Source organism: Kocuria rhizosphaerae (assembly GCF_044462265.1).
GTDB classification, from domain to species: Bacteria; Actinomycetota; Actinomycetes; order Actinomycetales; family Micrococcaceae; genus Kocuria; species Kocuria rhizosphaerae.
This window is the reverse complement of the sequence record NZ_JBISWL010000089.1, coordinates 18312-35012: the sequence shown is the minus strand read 5'-3', so window position 1 is coordinate 35012 and position 16701 is coordinate 18312. Positions and strand designations below refer to the sequence as shown.

Annotated in this window: 16 protein-coding genes; 10 read left to right on the top strand and 6 right to left on the bottom strand. The window is 75.5% G+C overall.

Features of this window, described 5'->3' with window-relative positions:
• Window positions 1–15: 15 nt before the first annotated feature.
• The 3 genes from ACH9EU_RS10910 to ACH9EU_RS10900 form a co-directional block, all read right to left on the bottom strand.
• Window positions 16–321, bottom strand: coding sequence for a DUF4193 domain-containing protein (locus tag ACH9EU_RS10910; RefSeq protein ID WP_396413957.1), 306 nt, complete (start codon window positions 319–321; stop codon window positions 16–18).
• A gap of 175 nt (window positions 322–496) precedes the next feature.
• Window positions 497–919: a hypothetical protein gene (locus tag ACH9EU_RS10905; protein ID WP_396413956.1), complete on the bottom strand. Its 423-nt coding sequence runs from the start codon at window positions 917–919 to the stop codon at window positions 497–499.
• Window positions 920–1188: 269 nt separating this feature from the next.
• Window positions 1189–1683 (bottom strand): DUF3515 family protein, encoded by a 495-nt coding sequence (locus tag ACH9EU_RS10900; RefSeq protein WP_396413955.1) that lies wholly within the window; start codon window positions 1681–1683, stop codon window positions 1189–1191.
• A gap of 63 nt (window positions 1684–1746) precedes the next feature.
• Between ACH9EU_RS10900 and thiL the strand changes: the two genes are divergently transcribed.
• From thiL to ACH9EU_RS10875, 5 genes are all read left to right on the top strand, one after another.
• Window positions 1747–2838, top strand: coding sequence for a thiamine-phosphate kinase (gene thiL, locus ACH9EU_RS10895; protein ID WP_396413954.1), 1092 nt, complete (start codon window positions 1747–1749; stop codon window positions 2836–2838).
• On the top strand, window positions 2828–3805 hold the full coding sequence (locus tag ACH9EU_RS10890; RefSeq protein ID WP_396413953.1) for a DAK2 domain-containing protein: 978 nt from the start codon (window positions 2828–2830) through the stop codon (window positions 3803–3805). The genes thiL and ACH9EU_RS10890 overlap by 11 nt, the downstream gene beginning before the upstream one ends.
• 12 nt (window positions 3806–3817) lie before the next feature.
• Complete coding sequence (locus tag ACH9EU_RS10885) at window positions 3818–6103, top strand: helicase-related protein (RefSeq protein WP_396413998.1); 2286 nt, start codon at window positions 3818–3820, stop codon at window positions 6101–6103.
• 34 nt (window positions 6104–6137) lie between these two features.
• Window positions 6138–6740, top strand: coding sequence for a 16S rRNA (guanine(966)-N(2))-methyltransferase RsmD (gene rsmD, locus ACH9EU_RS10880; RefSeq protein WP_396413952.1), 603 nt, complete (start codon window positions 6138–6140; stop codon window positions 6738–6740).
• Window positions 6741–6829: 89 nt separating this feature from the next.
• Entirely contained in the window at window positions 6830–8164 is a 1335-nt protein-coding gene (locus tag ACH9EU_RS10875; RefSeq protein WP_396413951.1) for a nucleotide sugar dehydrogenase, read from the top strand.
• Between the two features lie 220 nt (window positions 8165–8384).
• On the opposite strand, the gene ACH9EU_RS10870 is transcribed toward ACH9EU_RS10875, so the two are convergent.
• A complete protein-coding gene (locus tag ACH9EU_RS10870; RefSeq protein WP_396413950.1) occupies window positions 8385–9614 on the bottom strand; it encodes an aminotransferase class I/II-fold pyridoxal phosphate-dependent enzyme in 1230 nt (409 codons plus the stop codon).
• A 75-nt stretch (window positions 9615–9689) separates the two neighbouring features.
• Between ACH9EU_RS10870 and coaD the strand changes: the two genes are divergently transcribed.
• The 5 genes from coaD (at window position 9690) to mutM (ending at window position 12691) form a co-directional block, all read left to right on the top strand.
• Complete coding sequence (gene coaD / locus ACH9EU_RS10865) at window positions 9690–10157, top strand: pantetheine-phosphate adenylyltransferase (RefSeq protein WP_396413949.1); 468 nt, start codon at window positions 9690–9692, stop codon at window positions 10155–10157.
• 158 nt (window positions 10158–10315) lie between these two features.
• Window positions 10316–10825: a YceD family protein gene (locus ACH9EU_RS10860; protein ID WP_396413948.1), complete on the top strand. Its 510-nt coding sequence runs from the start codon at window positions 10316–10318 to the stop codon at window positions 10823–10825.
• A 2-nt stretch (window positions 10826–10827) separates the two neighbouring features.
• Complete coding sequence (gene rpmF, locus ACH9EU_RS10855) at window positions 10828–11031, top strand: 50S ribosomal protein L32 (RefSeq protein WP_031282896.1); 204 nt, start codon at window positions 10828–10830, stop codon at window positions 11029–11031.
• Between the two features lie 5 nt (window positions 11032–11036).
• Entirely contained in the window at window positions 11037–11735 is a 699-nt protein-coding gene (gene rnc / locus ACH9EU_RS10850; RefSeq protein ID WP_396413947.1) for a ribonuclease III, read from the top strand.
• A 14-nt stretch (window positions 11736–11749) separates the two neighbouring features.
• Complete coding sequence (mutM, locus tag ACH9EU_RS10845) at window positions 11750–12691, top strand: bifunctional DNA-formamidopyrimidine glycosylase/DNA-(apurinic or apyrimidinic site) lyase (protein ID WP_396413946.1); 942 nt, start codon at window positions 11750–11752, stop codon at window positions 12689–12691.
• A gap of 55 nt (window positions 12692–12746) precedes the next feature.
• On the opposite strand, the gene ACH9EU_RS10840 is transcribed toward mutM, so the two are convergent.
• Together ACH9EU_RS10840 and ACH9EU_RS10835 are read right to left on the bottom strand one after the other, a co-directional pair.
• Window positions 12747–13898 (bottom strand): SDR family NAD(P)-dependent oxidoreductase, encoded by a 1152-nt coding sequence (locus ACH9EU_RS10840; protein ID WP_396413945.1) that lies wholly within the window; start codon window positions 13896–13898, stop codon window positions 12747–12749.
• A complete protein-coding gene (locus ACH9EU_RS10835) occupies window positions 13895–16642 on the bottom strand; it encodes an alpha/beta fold hydrolase (protein WP_396413944.1) in 2748 nt (915 codons plus the stop codon). The genes ACH9EU_RS10840 and ACH9EU_RS10835 overlap by 4 nt, the downstream gene beginning before the upstream one ends.
• Between the last annotated feature and the right edge of the window lie 59 nt (window positions 16643–16701).

The following is a 16701-nucleotide window of genomic DNA, read 5'->3' as shown; positions in this document are numbered from 1 at the left end:
GGGGGAGCGGTCGGCTCAGCCCTCGCACTCCACGCAGTACCGGGCGCCGTTCTCCTCACGCGCCAGCTGGCTGCGGTGGCGGACCAGGAAGCAGGACATGCACGTGAACTCGTCCTCCTGCTGCGGCACCACCTGGATCAGCAGCTCCTCCTGGGAGAGGTCCGCCCCGGGCAGGTCGATGCCCTCCGCCGTGTCGGTGTCGTCGACGTCCACGTCCGGGCTCTGGGTGGTGGCGCTGCGCTGCGCGCGGATCACCTCGAGGGACTCGTTGGCGGGCTCGTCCTCCGGCTTGACGCGGGGCTCGTCGTAATCGGTTGCCACGGGGGCTCTCCTCCTGGTCGCTGTCGTGGGCTGTGTGTCCCCGCCACAACCGGCCCGCGATCGGCCCTATTCCCGCTCCGGGCGCGCAGTGCCCGGAGGGGTTCCCGGCTGATCGCGCACGGCACCGGACAGGGGCGCCGCCGCGTCCGTCGGCCGGCGACGGCGGCGCCGCCGGTCACACCCGGTCGGTGAGACCGCCCACGCCGGCGTGCTCCGCGCAGTGCGCGCAGCAGTAGATCCGGTTCCCGGACTCCACCCCGTGGCCCAGGACCCGGCAGCCGCAGTGCTCGCAGGTCGGGGCCATGGCGTGGGCGGCGCACTCGAAGCTGTCGAAGGTGCCCCGCCGGTCGCCCTGGGTCACGGTGAAGGTCTTGTCGTAGTCGTTGCCGCAGGTGTCGCAGGTGTCGCAGGTGGCCATGACGTCGTCTCCTGATCGGTGATGTGCTCCGGTGCCGGGACGTGCGGTGCGGGCCGTCCGGCCGGTGCCGATCGCCAGGCACCGGGCCACGATGTCGCGGTCGGTCACCACGCCCTGGAGCCGGTCGTCCTCCCCGATGCACTGCGCTCCGGGGGTCATGATCTCGCGTGCCGTCGTCATCGCCGCTCCTCGTTGGCCGGTTCCGTGCCGGCTCCGGGCCGGCCTCGTGCGCTGGGTCCGGGCCCGCACACCGCCCGGCCGGACGAGGTGCAGGCCGTTCCCCGGTCCTGACCGGGTCTCCCACGATAGTGATCCGGCTCACGCAGGAGAACCCGCGGGTGGGTCGCGATCCGTCACACTGCGTGGACCCCGGCGCGCGTGCGCGCCGCCCCGTGCGGCTCACGCCGCCGGGCCGGGCGCGGTGGGTCCGCCGGCCCTCCCGCCAACGATCAGGGTGCGTCGAGGGCGTCCTCCAGCGCGAGGCAGCGCCGCTCCGCGGGGATCTGCTCCACGGCCGAGCCCAGTTCCACGAGCAGTGTCGAGGAGGCCACGGCCGAGCTGTCGAAGACGACCTCCACCGCCGGGTCCCGGCCGTAGGTGGTCGCGGTCCACAGGGACCCGTCCTCCTCGCTCCGGCGGATCAGCCAGTCGACGCCGTTGACGGAGGAGCACGCGTCCGTCGTCGGCCCCGGGGGCGTGACCCCGCAGCGCACGACCGCCGCCGTGGGGTCGCCGTAGGCGGTGGTGCCCTGGCTCGTCGTCTCCCGCCGCTCGTGCTCACCCACGCCCTCCGGCATGGCCAGCATCGCGGGCGCGCACCCGGGGTCCGCGGCGTTCTCGGCCGGGTCCACGGTGACCGCGGGGGCGCACCCCGTCAGGACCGCGGCCAGGACGGTGGCCGCGAGGAGGGCGCGGGAGGGCAGGGGAGGGAGGGGCGAGGGCATGCCCCCAGCGTAATCCGCGGCCCGCGCCGTACCGCGTCGGGGGCCGTCGCTAGGATGAGCGGCATGAGCCGAGCCCCCACGGACCGCACCCCCGTGCCCGACGCGCCGCCCGGGACGGGACCGAGCGTCGGGGACCTCTCGGAGTCGGAGCTGCTCGCCCGCGTCCTGCCGCTGCTGGACCGCCCCGGAGCCGGTCCGGTGCTCGTGGGCCCCGGCGACGACTGCGCCGTGGTCCCGGCCCCCGACGGGCGGTTCGTGATCACCACGGACACCCAGGTCCAGGACCAGGACTTCCGCCTCCGCTGGCCCAGCGGCGTGGTCACCACGGGCTTCGACACCGGTGTGAAGTGCGCCGCCCAGAACCTCGCTGACGTCGCCGCGATGGGCGCGGTCCCCACGGCCGTCGTGGTCTCGCTGACCCTGCCGCCGGGAACCCCGGTCACGTGGCCCGAGGACTTCGCCCGCGGCCTGGTGGCCGGCCTGGAGTCCATGGGCGCCCACCGGTGCGCCGTCGTCGGCGGGGACCTGGGCGCCGGCCGGGAGCTGTCCGTCACGGCCACCGTCACCGGTGACCTCGAGGGGAGGGATCCCGTGCTGCGCGCGGGGGCAGTGGCCGGCGGCGTGCTGGCCCTGGCCGGGACCACGGGCCGGGCCGCCGCCGGCGTGGCGCTGCTCGACGACGCCCGCTACCGCCCCGGGTCGGACGAGGCCCTCGACGCACTGGCCGGGGCCCAGCTGCGCCCGTGCCCGCCCGTGCCCGCGGGCGCCGTCGCCTCCCGGGCCGGGGCGACCGCCATGATCGACCTCTCCGACGGGCTGCTGCGCGACGCCGGCCGGCTGGCCGCGGCCAGCGACGTCGTCGTGGACCTCGACGGCGCCGCCGTCGCCGCCCTCGCCGAACCCCTGCGCCCTGCCGCCCGGCTGCTCGGGCAGGACCCCCGGGACTGGGTGCTGACCGGGGGCGAGGACCACGGGCTGCTCGCCGTGTTCCCCCCGGGGGCGCCGCCGCCGCTCCCGTACCGTGCGATAGGCTCGTGTGCGCCCGCGCCACCCGCGCGCGGCGGCTCCCGGCCCCGGGTGCTGCTCGACGGACGACCGCCGGCCCGTGCCCTCGGGCACCCGGTCGGCGAAGGATGGGATCACTTTGAACCATAGGATCGGATCGAACGCGGCCGTCATGCGGCGGTGGCTCGAGCTGGCCCACCGTGATCTCGTGCGGCACAGCACCGTCCTCAACGCGCTCAACGTCTTCCCCGTGGCGGACTCCGACACCGGGACGAACCTCGCGACGACCGTGCGCGCCGCCGCGGACGCCGCCGGGGTGCTGGAGACGGGCGACGTCGGCGAGCTGCTGGCGCTGGCCGGGCAGGCCGCCCTGGAGGAGGCCCGCGGCAACTCGGGGACGCTCTTCTCCGTGTTCCTCACCGCGATGGGCCAGTCCCTCGAGGGCAGCACACGGCTGACCGCCGAGACCGTGCGGCTGGCCCTGCACGCCGGGCACGTGCGGGCCTGGAGCGTCCTCTCGGACCCGGTGGCCGGGACGATGCTCTCGGTCCTCGAGGCGGCCGCGGCCGTGCCGGTGCCGCAGGACGTGGAGGACCGCTCCAACCAGCAGCTCAAGCACTTCCTGGCCGGGGTGAGCGCCGCCTCCCGCGCCGCCGTCCTGGCCACGCCGGACCAGCTCGAGATCCTGCGCGAGACCGGAACGGTCGACGCCGGCGCGCTCGGGACGCTCGTGGTCCTGGACGCCCTCGCGCGCACGGTCGGCGGGGACGACGCCGGCGACGAGGTCGAGCTGGACCGCCTGGTCGACGCCGCGGCCGCGCGGGCCGCCGGGACACAGGACGCCCCGCACGCCGTCCACGGCGGGGTCGAGGTGATGTGCACGGTCGAACTGTCCCCGCTGGAGGCCGCCGAGCTGCGCCACGAGCTCAGCGAGGTCGGCTCGAGCGTCATCATGAGCGCGGTGAGCGAGACGGGCGAGGGCTACCGGTGGCGGGTGCACGTGCACGTGGCGCGCCCCGAGGACGCCCTCGCGGTGATCGGTGAGCGCGGCAGGATCGTCAACCGCACGGTCACCTCCCTGGCCGAGCCGTCCGGGGCGGACGGGAAGCAGTCGTGAGTCGTGGCTGACATGGCATGGGCCTCCGGGGCGTTCCCCGAGCCGGTTCCCGAGCTCGACCAGCCGCTGGAGAGACTGATCGGGAAGAAGTCGGCCGACCAGCTGGCCCGTCACCTGAGGATCACCACGATCGGCCAGCTCCTGGACCACTTCCCCCGCCGGTACATGCCCCGGGGGGAGCTCACGCCGTTCTCCGAACTGGTCATCGGCGAGGACGTGACCATCGTCGCCGAGGTCGTGAAGGTCACCACCCGGAAGATGCGCACCCGCCGCGGGTCCATCACCGACGTGGTGATCACGGACCGCGCGTCCGCCGGGCCCCGCCGCCCGGCCGGGACCACCGGGACGGGCCGGCTCATCAAGCTGAGCTTCTTCAACGCGTACACGGCCGCACGGGACCTCCCCCGGGGCACCCACGCCCTCTTCTCGGGGAAGGTCGGGTTCTACGACAAGGACCTGACCATGACCAACCCGCATTACGCCGTGATCGACCGGGACGACCCCGCGGACGAGCAGACCGACGAGGAACTGGTCGACCGGCCCATCCCCATCTACCCGGCCGCGGCCAGACTGCGCACCGACACGATCGCCGGCATGGTCCGCGCCCTCCTGCCCGTCGTGGACTTCGGGGCGATCCCGGAGCCGCTGCCGGACGGCGTCCTGGAGCGCGAGCACCTCATGGGGCTCGAGGAGGCCTACCGGCAGATCCACCGGCCACGGGACACCCGCGCCCACCGCGAGGCCCGGCGCCGGTTCCGCTTCCAGGAGGCGTTCCTGCTCCAGTGCGCACTTGCCCGCCGCCGGGCCGAGCTCGCGGCGCACCCCACCACGGCCCGCCCGGGCGTGCCCGGGGGGCTGCTGGACCGTTTCGACGCGGCGCTGCCGTTCGAGCTCACCGCCGGCCAGCGCACCGTGGGGCACGAGCTCGCCGCCGAGCTCGCGGGCACCCACCCCATGAACCGGCTGCTCCAGGGCGACGTCGGCGCCGGGAAGACCCTCGTGGCCCTGCGGGCCATGCTGCAGGTCGTGGACTCGGGCGCGCAGGCGACGCTGCTGGCGCCCACCGAGGTCCTGGCGGCGCAGCACCACGCCTCCGTGCTGCGCTCCCTCGGCCCCCTCGCCCGGGCCGGTCAGCTCGACGGCGACCCGGACGGCACGCAGGTCGTGCTCCTCACCGGCTCCATGGGCGCCGCCGCGCGCAAGCGGGCGCTGCTGCAGGCCGCCTCGGGGGAGGCCGGCATCGTCATCGGCACCCACGCACTGCTCTCGGAGGTCGTGCAGTTCGCCGACCTCGGGCTCGTGGTCGTGGACGAGCAGCACCGGTTCGGGGTCGAGCAGCGCGACCGGCTGCGGGACAAGGCCGGGCGGCCCCCGCACCTGCTCGTGATGACGGCCACCCCCATCCCGCGCACCGTCGCCATGACCGTGTTCGGCGACCTGGACGTCTCGGTGCTCGACCAGCTGCCGGCCGGCCGCCGGCCGATCGCCACGCACGCGGTGGGCCTGGTCGAGCACCCCGCGTGGGAGCAGCGGCTGTGGCTGCGTGCCCGGGAGGAGATCGACGCCGGCCGGCAGGTCTACGTGGTCGCGCCCAAGATCGGCGACGACGACGGCCCGGCGCCCGCCGGCTCGCTCGCGGAGTCGGCCCGCGCGGCCGTGACGGAGGACGACGACGCCGAGCTGCCGCTGGCCTCCGTCACGTGGCTGGCCGAGCTGGTGGCCCGGGAGCCCGCGCTGGCCGGGGTCCGGACCGCGGTGCTGCACGGGCGGCTCGACCCGGCCGAGAAGTCCCGGGTCATGGCGGAGTTCGCCGCGGGCGAGGTGCAGCTGCTGGTGTGCACGACCGTGATCGAGGTCGGGGTCGACGTCCCCAACGCCACCCTCATGGTCGTCGTCGACGCGGACCGGTTCGGCATCTCCCAGCTGCACCAGCTGCGCGGGCGGATCGGCCGCGGCGAGCACGCCGGGACCTGCCTGCTCGTGACCCGCCGCACGCCGGACCACCCGTCCCGGGCGCGGATCGAGGTGGTGGCCGGCTCGACGGACGGCTTCGAGCTGGCGCGGGCGGACCTCGAGCTGCGCCGGGAGGGCGACATCCTCGGCGCCGCCCAGTCCGGAGGCCGGTCCACCCTGCGGCTGCTGCGCGCGCTCGACGACGCCGAGCTCATCGAGCGCGCCCGCCGGGACGCGGTCTCGGTCCTCGCCGAGGACCCGCAGCTCGTCGAGCACCCCGAGCTCGCCGAGGCCATCGAGCGCTACCTCGACCCGGACGCCGAGGCGTTCCTGGACCGGGGCTGAGGCCCGTGGCGGGGCCGAGGGGAGGAGCGGGCACGTGAGCAGGATCATCGCGGGGGCCGCCGGAGGGCTGCGCCTGCGCTCGGTGCCCGGAGCGGGCACCCGGCCCACGACCGACCGGGTCAAGGAGTCGCTCTTCGCCCGGCTCGAGGCGTGGGGCATGCTCCACGAGGCCCGGGTGCTGGACCTGTACGCGGGTTCCGGGGCGCTGGGCTGCGAGGCCGCGAGCCGCGGGGCCGCCCGCGTGACCCTGGTGGAGCGCCACCCGCCGGCCGTGCGGGTGTGCAGGGACAACGCGGCCGTGGTGCACCGGGCCCTCGGGCGCGACGACGCCGTCGCCGTCCACCACGGAACGGTGGTCTCCTACCTCGCCGACACCGCGGCGGGCCCGTGGGACCTCGTGCTCGCGGACCCGCCCTATCCGCTGTCCGAGCAGGAGCTGACCGCGGCGCTCGCCCCGCTCGCGGGGCGGCTCGGCGAGGGCGGGGTCGTCGTCGTCGAGCGCTCCTCCCGCTCCCCGGAACCGAACTGGCCGCCGGGGCTGGCCCGGTTCGAGCACCGGCGGCACGGGGAGACCACCCTGTGGTTCGCCGAGACGGCGGCCGCCCCGTCCGGGACGCCGCGCGGCACGCCGCGCTGAACTCCTGCACGGGTGCGCGCGGGCGCGCTGACAAGATCGACTGGCAACATCGAGCACGGGCCGCGGCCCGGGAATGACGGAGGACGTCCATGAAGATCACGGTTCTGGGCACGGGGTATCTCGGGGCCACCCACGCCGCGTCGATGGCGGAGATGGGGTTCGAGGTGCTCGGGCTGGACGTGGACCCCGCGAAGGTGGACGCGCTCTCGCGCGGGGAGCTGCCGTTCCACGAGCCGGGTCTGGCCGAGCTGCTGGGCGAGCACGTGGACTCCGGCCGGCTGCGGTTCACGACCTCCTACGAGGAGGCCGGGGCGTTCGGGGACGTGCACTTCGTGGGCGTGGGCACCCCGCAGCGGCCGGGCTCGTTCGCGGCGGACATGCGCTACGTGGACGCCGCGGTGGGCTCGATCGCCGCGGCGGCCACGAAGGACTGCGTGATCGCGGGCAAGTCCACGGTCCCGGTCGGCTCCGCCCGCCGGCTGGCCGACCTCGCGAGGGCCTCGGCCCGGGACGGGGTGGAGGTCTCCCTGGTGTGGAACCCGGAGTTCCTGCGCGAGGGCTACGCCGTGGCCGACACCCTGACCCCGGACCGGATGGTCCTGGGCGTCGACGGCGCCGACGGCGGGTCCGGGGAGACGGTCATGCGCGCCGTCTACGCCCGGCAGCTGTCCGCCGAGGTGCCGCTGATCGTGACCGACTACGAGACCGCGGAGCTGGTGAAGGTCGCGGCCAACGCGTTCCTGGCCACGAAGATCTCCTTCATCAACGCCCTGTCGGAGCTCACGGAGGTCGTGGGCGGGGACATCCGGACCCTGGCGGACGCGATCGGGCTCGACGAGCGGATCGGGCGGAAGTTCCTCAACGCCGGGGCCGGCTTCGGCGGGGGCTGCCTGCCCAAGGACATCCGGGCGCTGCGGGCCCGGGCGGCGGAGCTGGGCGTGGAGCAGGCGGTGCGCTTCCTGGCCGAGGTCGACGACATCAACACCCGCCGGCGCGGGCACACCGTGGACACCGTCACCGAGATGCTCGGCGGGTCCGTGGTCGGCAAGCACGTGGCGGTGCTGGGGGCGGCCTTCAAGCCCGACTCCGACGACGTGCGCGACTCCCCGGCCCTGGACATCGCCGCCCGGCTGCACTCGATCGGCGCGGAGGTCGCCGTCTACGACCCGCAGGCCAACGCCAACGCCGCCAAGCGCTACCCCCGGCTGGACTACGTCGACTCCCTCGAGGCCGCCGCCACCGGAGCCCAGGTCGTGGTGCTGCTGACCGAGTGGGCCGAGTTCAAGGCCCTCACCCCGGACCGGCTGGCCCCCCTCGTGGCCGCCCCGCAGATCCTCGACGGGCGCAACGTGCTCGACCCCGGGCAGTGGGCCGCCGCCGGGTTCACCTACCGGGCGCTGGGCCGCCGCGCCCTGTCCGCCTGAGCGGCGGGCGAGCCGCCTTCCGACGCGGCTTCGACCGCTGCCTCACCCGCCGGCCGAGGGGTCGCATGCCGCCGTGCCCCCACTGAGGAGGCGCGTTCCACCGTTCCGTCTCGCCGAGGAGGCGCGTTCTGTCACCAGAAGTGCTCCGCGGCGTTCGAACGGGCCCCGTCGGGCGTGGTGCGGTGCTGAACGCGACTCCTCGGGGGTGGTGCGAGGCTGCTCAGGCGGCCAGGCGGCGGGCCGCCTCCTCCAGGACCTCCGGGCGCTTGCCGAAGGAGAAGCGCATCCACGAGGCGTAGAGGTCACGGTGTCCGGCGGAGGCGAGCGCGGCGACGGGCACGCCCACCACGCCGGCGCGCTCGGCGAGGACCGGGGCGAGGGCCTCGGCGTCCCCGACCCCGTGCCGCTCGCACAGCCGGCCCACGTCGGCCACGACGAAGAACGTGCCCTGGGGCTCGAAGGGCTCGGCGCCCGCCGCGGCCAGGCCCGCCACGAGCACGTCGCGGCGCCGCCGGAAGTCGGCCTCCAGCCCCGCGTAGAACTCGTCCGGCAGGTCCAGCGCGGCCGCCGCGCCGAGCTGCAACGGCGTGGCGGCGCTGTGCGTGAGGTAGGCCTTGGTGGCGCGCACCGGCCCGACCAGGTGCGCCGGACCGCTGACCCAGCCCACGCGCCAGCCCGTGGCCGAGAAGGTCTTGCCCACCGAGGAGACCGTGAGCGTGCGCTCGAAGGCGCCCGGCAGCGCCGCGAGCGGGCGGTGCCGGCCCGGGTAGCACAGGTGCTCGTACACCTCGTCGGTCACCACCACGCAGTCGTGCTCGGCGGCGAGGGCTGCCACGCGGGCGAGCACGGCGTCGTCGAGCACGGTGCCGGTGGGGTTGTGCGGATCGTTGAGGACCACCGCGCGGGTGCGCGGCCCGAAGGCCGCCGCGAGACGGTCCGGGTCCGGGGTGAAGTGCGGGGGCTCGAGCGGAACCGGGACGAGCCGTGCCCCCGCGAACTCGACGACGGCCGCGTAGAGGTCGTAGTGCGGCTCGAGCACCACGACCTCGTCCCCGGGCTCCACGAACGCGAGCAGGCTCGCGGCCAGGCCCTCCGAGGCGCCCACGGTGACGACGACGCCCGTGGCCGGGTCCAGCTCGATCCCGTAGAAGCGGCGCTGGTGCTCCGCCACGGCCTCCTGCAGCCGCGGGAGCCCGGCCACGGGGGAGTACTGGTTGCCGCCCTCGCGCAGCGCGGCCGCGGCGGCGTCGAGCATCTCGGGCGGGCCGTCGACGTCGGGGAAGCCCTGGCCGAGGTTGATCGCTCCCGTGCGCGCGGCCAGGCGGGACATCTCCTCGAAGACGGTCCCGGAGAGCCGGCCGTCCGGGCCGAGCAGCCCGCCGCCGCGAGCCATGCGCTCCCACGGGGGCCGGTCGGTGGGCGTGCTGGTGGCGGGGTCCGCGGAGTCCATGCCGGCCAGTCTAGGTCCCGGCGCCCGCCCGGCCGCGGGACGGGCGCCGCGGGCGGCGTGCCTAGGATGGGGTCCATGCACCGCGCCATCTGCCCCGGTTCCTTCGACCCCATCCACAACGGCCACGTCGAGGTCGTCGCCCGCGCGGCGGCGCTCTTCGACGAGGTGGTGGTCGCGGTGTCCACCAACCCGAACAAGCGCTACCGCTTCGACCGGGACCGGCGGCTCGCCCTGGTGGCGGAGTCCCTGGCCGGCGTCGCCGGCGTCGTCGTCGAACCCATGGGGGAGGGCCTGCTCGCGGAGTACGCCGCTCGCCGCGGGGCGGTGGCGCTGGTCAAGGGTCTGCGCTCGGGGGAGGACTACGCGTACGAGGTGCCCATGGCCACCATGAACCGGGACCTCACCGGCGTGGAGACGGTGTACCTGCCGGGGGACCCCCGGTTCCTGCACCTGTCCTCGACCCTCGTCAAGGAGGTCGAGGGGCTCGGCGGGGACGTCTCCGGCTTCGTGCCGGCGCCGGTGCTGCGCGCCCTCGGCCGGTGAACGGGCGGCACGCCGGACGGCCTCCCGTTTGAGAACGTGCGGCGCGGCACGCTAACATGATCTGTCGGTCAGAATTTCACCAGGAGTCAGTCATCAGCCGCGAGAACAGTTCGCCCCTCATCGTCGGTGTTCGGGACCTCGAGCACCGACCGGGGTCGATGCGACGCCTGGAGGAGGTTGTGCCCGCGCCGAAGGACTTCGGCAACGCACTCATCGGCGCCCCGGAGGGCTCGGACATCGACCTGGACCTCCGGCTGGAATCCGTCCACGACGGGATCCTGGTGTCCGGCACCGCCGTCGTGGCCATCCACGGCGAGTGCAGCCGGTGCCTCGACCCGATCGACTACGATCTGGACGTCGACGTGCAGGAGCTCTACGTCTTCGACTCCGCCACCGACGCGACGGAGTCCGAGGACGACCAGATGTATGACGTTCGGGACGAGACGATCGACCTCGAACCCATGCTTCGGGACGCGGTGATCACGCAGCTGCCGTTCCAACCGGTGTGCCGGGAGGACTGCCGGGGATTGTGCGCCCAGTGCGGCGCGCGCCTGGAGGACGACCCGGGGCACCACCACGAGGTGCTCGATCCGCGCTGGAGCGCCCTGTCCGGGCTGCTCGAGCAGGACACCTCGACCGAGACGACCGAACCGAGAGAAGAGAGATAGCCGTGGCTGTTCCCAAGCGGAAGATGTCCCGTGCCAACACCCGTGCACGCCGTTCCCAGTGGAAGGCGACCGCGCCGAAGCTGGTCAAGACCGTGGAGAACGGCAAGGTCACCTACAGCCTGCCGCACCAGGCCAAGGTCGTGACCGACTCCGCCGGTACCGCGCTGTTCCTGGAGTACAAGGGCCGCAAGGTGGCCGACGCCTGACCACGGTGAGCACCACCGCGGATCCTCAGGACCTGCTGGAGCGTCTCGGCGTCGACATCGACGCCGGGACGCTCCGTCTTGCCCTCACGCACCGTTCCTACGCCTACGAGCACGACGGCCAGGCGCACAACGAGCGGCTCGAGTTCCTCGGGGACTCCGTGCTCGGCCTGGCCGTGACGGACGAGATCTTCCACCGCTACCCGGACGACTCCGAGGGAAACCTCGCGAAGATCCGCTCGGCCGTGGTGAGCACCCGCACCCTGGCCGACCTCGCGCGGTCCCTGGAGCTGGGCCCGCACATCCGTCTCGGCAAGGGCGAGATCCGCACGAACGGCCACGAGAAGGCCTCGATCCTCGCCGACACCATGGAGGCCCTGATCGGGGCCGTCTACGTGTGCTCCGGCCTGGCTGCCGCCAGGGCCTTCGTGCTGCGCCTCGTGGTGCCGCTGCTCGAGGACGGTTTCGTGATGACCGAGGGCCGGGACTGGAAGACCGAGATCCAGGAGTTCGCGGCTGCCCACGGTCTCGGCGCCGTCCGCTACGCCGTGGAGGGGACGGGTCCCGACCACGAGCGCCGCTACGAGGCGCACCTGCTGATCGGTGGCCAGGACCACGGCACGGGGACCGGGACCACCAAGAAGGAGGCCGAGCGCTCCGCCGCGGCGCAGGCCTACGCCACGCTCGCCGCCCGCCACGGTGCCTGAGCCCGCCCCGCCCCGTGCCTGAGCTGCCCGAGGTCGAGGTGGTCCGACGCGGCGTGGAGCGCTGGGTCGTCGGCCGCACCGTCGAGGCCGTGGACGTCCTCGACCCCCGGTCCGTGCGCCGGCACGCGGCCGGGCCGGTGCACTTCGCCCACGAGCTCGCCGGGGCGGTGGTCGCGGACGCCGTGCGCCGCGGCAAGTTCCTCTGGCTCCCCCTGGACCGGCCGGACGGGACGGTGCCGCAGGAGGCGCTGCTGGTGCACCTCGGGATGAGCGGACAGCTGCTCGTCGAGGACGCGGGACGCCCGGCCCAGAAGCACCTCAAGGTCCGCCTGCGGCTCTCCGGGCGCCCGGGCACGCCCGCCGAGCTGCGGTTCGTCGACCAGCGGATCTTCGGCGGGATGGTCCTCGACGACCTCGTCCCCACCGACGACGGCGCCCCTGGCGGGCGCGGTGCCACCGACCTGCCCGCACTGCCCGCCCGGGCCGCGCACATCGCCCGGGACCCGCTGGACCCCGCCTTCGACGCCGACGCCCTCCACGACCGGCTGCGCCGCCGGCGCACCGGGCTCAAGCGCGCCCTGCTGGACCAGGGGCTCGTGTCGGGGATCGGGAACATCTACGCCGACGAGGCGCTGTGGCTCGCGCGCCTGCACTGGGCCCGTCCCACGGACACCCTCCGGCGGCCGGAGACCCACCGGGTGCTCGCGGCGGTGCGCGAGGTCATGGCGGCCGCCCTGGCGGCCGGCGGCACGAGCTTCGACTCCCTCTACGTCAACGTCAACGGCGAGTCGGGGTACTTCGCGCGCTCCCTCAACGCCTACGGCCGCGCGGGGCGGGCCTGCAGCCGCTGCGCCGGGGAAGGGCGGACGGCGCTGATCGTGCGGGAGCAGTTCATGAACCGCTCCTCCTACCGCTGCCCGGTGTGCCAGCGCACGCCCCGCAACGTCCGGTCCTGAGACCCGGCCCACCGCGTCCCGGTGCTGGGCGTCCCGGTGCTGGGTGTCCCGGTGTTCAGCGACCGCCGTCCGCGGCCGGCGCGCGGAACGGGTGCTCGCGGTAGTGCTCCGCGAGGCGTTCCATGCCCTCCTCCAGGCCGACCTCCGGGGCCCAGCCGAGGACCTCACGGGTGGTCCGCTGGTCGAACCAGTGGGCCGTGGACAGCTGCTCGGCGAGGAAACGGGTCATGGGCGGCTCGCCGTCCCCCGGCCGCAGGGCCCACGCCTTCTCGATGACCGTGCCCGCCAGCCGCGCGGCCCAGCCCGGGACCCTGCGTGCGGGGGGCTCGACGCCCGCTGCCCGGCACATCCCGGCCACGATCTCGGCCACGGTGCGCGGCTGACCGTTGGTGACCACGAGGGCACGTCCGTGGGAGTGGTCGATGCGCTCGAGGGCCCGGACGACCGCCTCGGCCGCGTTGTCGACGTAGGTCGTGTCGATGAGGGCGGCGCCGTGGTCGAGCAGCGGCAGCCGGCCCCGCGCGGCGCGGTCCACGATCCGCTCCACGAGCTGCGTGTCCCCGGGGCCCCACACCACGTGCGGGCGCACGGCCGTGACGCGCAGGCCCCGGCCGTCGGCCTCCAGCGCCAGCAGCTCGGCCGCGGCCTTGGAGCGGGCGTAGTGGCCGCGGGCGTGCACGGGGTCGGCGGGCCGTGCGGGCTCGCCCACGATCGAGACGCCCGTGTGGGCCACGGAGGGGGAGGAGACGAACACGACGTTCTCGGCCCCGGCCCGCCGGGCGCTCTCCAGGACCACCCGGGTCCCGGTCACGTTGGTCCGCACGAACTCCTCCCACTCGCCGGTGAAGGAGACCTTCGCGGCGAGGTGGACGACGTCGTCGACGCCCTCCACCGCCCGGGCGACGGCGTCCGGGTCGGTCACGGAGCCCAGCACCTCCTCGACGCCGGGGCGGTCGGCGAGCCGGGCGTGCCGGCGCTGGAGCAGGCGCACGGTCCAGCCGCGCTCGGCGAGCCGGCGGGCCACGTGCTCGCCCAGCATCCCGGACGCCCCGGTGACGAGGACCGTGCGCCCGGAGCCGTCGAGCTCCCGCGGACCGGCGGACACGCCGTGGCTGCCGGAGCCGGGGGGCGGGGCGCCCTCCACGGGTGCGGCGTCGACGGCGGGGGCTCCGTCCCCTCCGGGGGTGCTGGGCTGCTCGGCGTTCACGGGTTGCTGATCCTTCCCCCGGCCAGGGCGGAGTCCGCCCATCCGGCCAGCAGGGCTCGGTCGATCTTGGAGTTGTGCCGGACGTCCGTGGGGTGCTCCGGCAGCACGAGCACGGCCGCGAGGTCCGTGCCCGTGGCTTCCCGCACCGCGTCCCGGACGGCGCCGGAGAGCAGCGGGTCGGCGAGGCCGGGGGCCGGAGCCGCCGGGACGGTCTCGACGACGGCCACGGCCACCTGCGCCCCCGCGGGCCCGACGCCGACCACGGCGGCCCGGCCGACCCCGGCCACGGTCTGCGCGGCGTGCTCGGCCGACACGGGCGTCAGCACGCCCTCGGCGGCGAGGACCACGTGGGCCAGGCGGCCCTCGACCCACAGCCGGCCCGCGGCGTCGACGTGGCCCACGTCGCCGGTGCGGTGCCAGCCGGGCAGCTGCGTGCTGAGGTGCTCGGTGTACCAGAGCCGGTCGTAGCGGTCCTTCAGGTGCGGGGCGCGGGCCACGATCTCGCCGGTGACCCCCGGCTCGGTGGTGATCTCGTCCCCGGGCGTCCCGTCGGGGCGCAGGGCCGTGACCCCGAGCTCGGCGCCGTGCACGGCGGTGCCCACGCACACCCCGCCGGCCGTGCCCTCCGGGGCGTTCGCGCTGTCCCGGCGGGCCCGGCGGATCTCCTCCAGCGTCACGTCCGTCAGGGGCAGTCCCTCGGTCATGCCGTAGGGGGTGTGCACGCTCGCCGCGGGGACGAGCTCCTGGAAGCGCTCGAGCAGCCGCTCCGGGAGGGGCGCACCGGCGGAGAGGACGGTCTCCACGAGGCCGAGGGCCCGCCGCTGCCCGGCGTCCAGGTCGTCCTGGGTGTCGATGACGTTGGCGATGGCGGCGGGGGAGAGGAACAGGGCGGTCGCCCGGATCGCGGCCGCGGCGTCGGCCAGGGCCCGGGCGGTGAGCGTCTTCGGCGCGGTGACGTCCATGTCCGGGGTGACCGAGGTCGCGCCCAGGGCGGGCCCGAGCAGCGCGAAGGGGGCGAAGCCGGCGACGAGCGCCGTGCCGGGGGAGAGCCCGCAGGCCTCCCGCACGGCGTCGCGCATGGCCGCGAGCTGACGGTGCGTGTAGACCACGCCCTTGGCCGGTCCGGTGGAGCCGGAGGTGAACAGCACCACGGCGTCCGCGTCGGGGTCGGGCCCGGGCAGGTCCGGCCGCGGCGCGGCGCCCAGCAGGCCGGGCACGTCGTGGGCCACGCCGAGGGCCCTGCGGGTCACCGGGTCCAGCCGCTCGACGGCGATCCTGGTGCCGGGCCACCCCAGCGCCCGGGCCGCCACGAGAGCCTTCCGGACGCCCACCAGCCACGCGGGGCCGGCGCCCCGGAGGGCCCGCGTGAGCCCCCGGGGGCCGAGCCCGCTGTCCGCGACGACGACGACCGCGCCGATCCGCAGGCACGCGTAGAGCAGCGCCGTGAGGTCGGAGCCCGGCGGGACCATGAGGTTGACCCGGTCGCCGCGACGGACACCGGCACCGGTCAGGCCGGCCGCCAGGCGGTCCACCCGCTCGGCGAGCTCCGCCCAGTTCAGGCTCGCCCGCACCGGTGGCACGCGCGCCCCGGCCTGCGGGTCCCCGGGGGAGGGGGCCATGTCGACGACGGCCGGGTCCGTGTCGGCGCGCCGGTCCGCCAGCTGCGCGGTGAAGGGGACGTGGGCCCCGCGCGCGGTGGCCCGCCGCCGCAGGTGCAGCTCGCGCCGGGTGGGGCCGGGGCCGAACTGGTCGGCGAGCCACGCCATGACCGGCCCGGCCACGTCCCGGGCCTCGGGCAGCAGGTGCCGGGCACCCTCGAAGCGGTGGACGTCGGCGTGCGGCATCCGCCGCACGAGGTCCTGCAGGTAGCGCTCCTGGAACACCGGGTCGCCTGTGCCCCACAGCAACAGCGCGGGGACCTCGAGACCGGCCACGCCGGCGGCGATCTGCTCGTAGCGTTCGTGCGAGGGGTGCTCCGGGGGCGCGGGGATGTCGGCCACGAAGTGGCGGATCGCCTCCCGCCGTGCCCGGGTCGTGTAGGGGGCCCGGTAGGCGGCGCGGACCTCCGGCGGCGGCGCCGGGTCGGCGAGCGCCAGCGCCGCGTCGAGGAAGGCGGTGGTCCGGTCGGTGAGCAGCCCGTGCGCGGCCGGGGCCAGGGCCAGGCTCAGCGCCGCGGGGATCCGCTCCCCGCCGTCGTGGTGGACGGCCGTGTTCGTCATGACCGTGCCGCGGTGGACCCCGAGGTGCTCCAGCGCCCACCCCGCGGAGATGAGCCCGCCCCAGTCGTGGGCGAGGGTCACCACGGGACCGGTGGAGGTGTCCAGGCCGAGCTCCGCGGTGAGGTCGCCGAGGTCCGTGACCCGGTCGTCGAGGCGGCGGAAGAGCCCGGTGCGCTCCGAGAAGCCCATGTCGAGCTGGTCCACGGCCACGACGCGCCACGGGTTGTCGGGGTCGAGTCCGGCGGCGAGGACGGAGCGCCACAGGTAGGACCACGTGGGGTTACCGTGCACCGCCAACACGGTCCCGCGCGGGGTCAGGCCGGCGGCCTCGAGGGAGGCCAGGTTGTCCAGCAGGTGCCACCGGCGCGGCCGGCCCCGGACGGGCTCCACCCCGGCGGTCGAGGGCACGGCGAGCGTGCGCGACCATGCGGGGTCGACCCCGGGCAGGGGGACCGGCGTCAGGTGCCGCAGCGCCGCGCCCGGCCCTGCGTGCCGCTCGGTCGTGGACGGTCGGGTGCGTGCCATGGGCGTGGGGCTCCTCGGGGTGCGGTCGTGCGGGGCGTCTCGGGCGCGGCGCGGATCAG